The following is a 2,960-nucleotide window of genomic DNA, read 5'->3' on the forward strand; positions in this document are numbered from 1 at the left end:
CTACCACCCCCCGTCGGCGGCCCGGAGGGCGGGCGTGGCGGCGTTGGGGTGCGTGCATCGCAAGGCGGAGGAGGGAGTCCATGCGGAGCATCGGCGACTGACGACAACGCGGCGAGGTGCGTGCCCCGGCGTCGGCGCGCAGGCGGGGGTTTGAAGACACGCCCTAGGGCCCGCGGCGCTGACCTGCGGTTTCCCGTTCATGGCCGACAATGGACGGGTAACACCAACGGGGGAGCGTCAACCGGAAGGTCGGCATGTCGGGAGCAGCACCGCAGATCACCGTCCCCGCCTGGCTGGCGCGCGGCGTCGCGGCGAGCGAGGGCGAACCGGGCCGGCAGTGGCTGGCCGGGCTGCCCGCGCGGGTGGCCGCCCACCTGGCGCGCTGGGACCTCACCCTGGAGCGGGTGCTCGACCCCGGCGGCAGCCTGAGCCTGGTCGCCTACGTCCACCGCGACGACCTCTCCCCCGCCGTCCTCAAGACCGGCCTGCGGACCCCCGAGACCGCGCTGGAGCACGCGGCGCTCGCCCACTGGGCCGGGCGCGGAGCCGTCCTGCTGCTGGACGCGGACCCCGCCGAGGGCGTCCTGCTGCTGGAGCGGCTGCACGGGGACATCCCGCTGCGCTCGCTCGCCGAGGCGAAGGCGATGCTGGAGGCGACCAGCCTGCTGCACCGGCTCTGGAGCGCCCTGCCCGAGGACCACCCGTTCCCGACCCTCGCGGCCCGGACCGCCGACACCGCGGAACGGCTGCGCGGGCACCGCGCCCTGCCCGGCGCAGCCGAGGCCGAGCCCCTGATCGCCGAGGCCCTGGACACGGCCGACGGCCTGGCCGGCTCCGCCGCCGAGACCCTCCTGCTCCACGGGGACTTCCACCACGGCAACGTGCTCGCCGCCGACCGGGCGCCCTGGCTGGCGATCGACCCGCGCCCGCTGGCCGGCGAGCGGGCCTTCGACCTGGCCCGGCTGGCGCTGGACCGGGCGGACACCCTGGTCGGCTCCCCCGGCGTGGCCGCGGCCGTCCGCCGCCGGCTGCACCAGCTCGCGGACGCGCTGGAGGTGGACCGGGAACGGCTGCGCGGCTGGACGCTGTTCCGGGCCGTCGACCTCGCCCTGCGGGCCCTGGCGGCCGGCCGCCGGGAGGACGCCGAGCTCTACCTGGAGTTCGCCGGGGCGCTGTAGCGCGAGCCCCGGGGCACGCCCTACGCCTCACCCGGCCCGCGCAGCGGAAGCCGGGCCCCCATCACCGCGTACAGCCGGTCCGTGGCGGGAAAGCGCACCGCACGGGCGAGGTCCTGGTAGCCGAGCGCCCGGTAGAGCCGCCGGGCGGGGGTCTCCGCGTCGATCGCGGAGAGGATGCTGCGCTCCAGCCCGGAGCGCTCGCAGAGGGTGCGGATCAGCCGGGAGCCGACGCCCTGGCCCTGGTACTCGGGCAGCACGTGCAGCTCGGTGACGGCGAACACGTCGTCCAGCCAGGCGTCGTGGCCGCGCGCGTCCAGGTAGGGCTCGATCACCGTGCTCCACCAGTGGTCGCGCTGGTTGGGCATCCCGTAGCCGAAGCCGACCAGCCGACCGCCGCTCATCGCGCCGAGCGCGATCACCCCGGGCTGGTGGGCGTGCCGGCCGACGATGTGCAGCCGGACGGCGACCTCCTCGGCCGTCAGGCCGAACGCCACCGCCTGGACCTCCAGCGCCTGCGGCGCCCAGGCCGCAAGGTCGATGGCCTCGATCGTCACCCCGGTCAGCTGATCCATGCCTCGGACGTTACTACCCGTGGGCCGCCGGCGCGGGCGAAGATCGGAACCGAACTCCCGGGGGGCGGGCTCAGAACAGCACGCTCATGAACGCGCCGACCTCGCGGAAGCCGACCCGCCGGTAGGCGGCCCGGGCCCGCAGGTTGAAGTCGTTGACGTAGAGCGAGACCACCGGGGCGATCTCGCGCAGCGCGAGGTCGAGGACGGCGGCCATGCCGGTCTCGGAGAGGCCCCGGCCCCGGTACCCGGGGGCGACCCAGACGCCCTGGACCTGGCAGGCGCCCTCGGTGACGGCGCCGATCTCGGCCTTGAAGACGACCTCGCCGTCCTCGGTGAAACGCGCGAACGACCGCCCGGCGGACACGAGTTCGGCGACCCGGGCCTGGTAGAGCAGGCCGCCGTCACCGGCCAGCGGGGAGACCCCGACCTCCTCGGTGAACATCGCCACGCAGGCGGGCATCAGCGCGTCGATCTCCTCCCGCCGCACCCGCCGCACCAGCGGGTCCGGCGCGATCTCGGCGGAGGGCACGGCGGTGGCCAACAGCGGCTGGTGGGCGCGGACTTCGCGGGCCGGGCCCCAACTACGTTCCAGCAGCGCCCAGAAGGCGGCGGTGGCCCCGGCCGGGCCGACGATCGAGGAGCAGCGGCGGCCCTGCCGGCGGGCCCGCTCGGCGAAGGCCGCGACGGCCTCCGGCCCGGCGTCGACCAGGACGAGGTTGGCCCCGGCGTAGCAGAGCGCGGCGAGGGCACCGTCCCCGTCGTACCAGCCCCACATCTCGCCGCCGAGCCGCCAGGGGTCCAGGCCGACGGCCTCGACCCGGGTGGCGACGAAGGAGTTGGCGACCGGGTCGCGGTGGAGGATCTCCAAGGCGTCCGCGAGGTCGGGGGGCTCCAGCACGCGGGTGGTGGCCAGGGCGCGGGCGGCCTGGAACGAGCCGGGGAGCATCACACCTCGATCGAGCATCGAGACAGCACCTCACTGAGACGAATCTGGCCGCACCCTACTCCGTGGCCCCACCCGGCTACGACCGTGGCCCCACCCGGCTACGACCGTGGCCCCACCCGACTACGGCCGCGGGCCACCCGACTACGGCCGCGGGGGGGGGCGGGGGGGGGCCCCCCCCCCCGCCGGCGCCGGGGGGGTGAGTAAAAAAACAACCCCCACCCACACCACCGAGTGGGGGGTGGGGGTGGGGGGGGTTTGTTGGGG

Annotated in this window: 3 protein-coding genes; 1 reads left to right on the forward strand and 2 read right to left on the reverse strand. The window is 75.7% G+C overall.

Annotated elements, in window-relative coordinates; genetic code table 11:
- The first annotated feature begins 254 nt into the window (after nt 1-254).
- A complete protein-coding gene (locus ACFV61_RS20950; RefSeq protein ID WP_380493207.1) occupies nt 255-1,178 on the forward strand; it encodes an aminoglycoside phosphotransferase family protein in 924 nt (307 codons plus the stop codon).
- 20 nt (nt 1,179-1,198) lie between these two features.
- Here the strand turns inward: ACFV61_RS20950 and ACFV61_RS20955 are convergent, their stop codons facing one another.
- Both ACFV61_RS20955 and ACFV61_RS20960 read right to left on the reverse strand, forming a co-directional pair.
- Nucleotides 1,199-1,750, reverse strand: coding sequence for a GNAT family N-acetyltransferase (locus tag ACFV61_RS20955; protein ID WP_063347629.1), 552 nt, complete (start codon nt 1,748-1,750; stop codon nt 1,199-1,201).
- A gap of 70 nt (nt 1,751-1,820) precedes the next feature.
- Nucleotides 1,821-2,696, reverse strand: a complete 876-nt coding sequence (locus ACFV61_RS20960; RefSeq protein WP_350885688.1) for a GNAT family N-acetyltransferase — start codon at nt 2,694-2,696, stop codon at nt 1,821-1,823.
- Nucleotides 2,697-2,960: the final 264 nt, after the last annotated feature.

It is taken from the genome of Kitasatospora sp. NPDC059817, assembly GCF_042731835.1.
In the GTDB taxonomy this organism is placed as follows: Bacteria; Actinomycetota; Actinomycetes; order Streptomycetales; family Streptomycetaceae; genus Kitasatospora.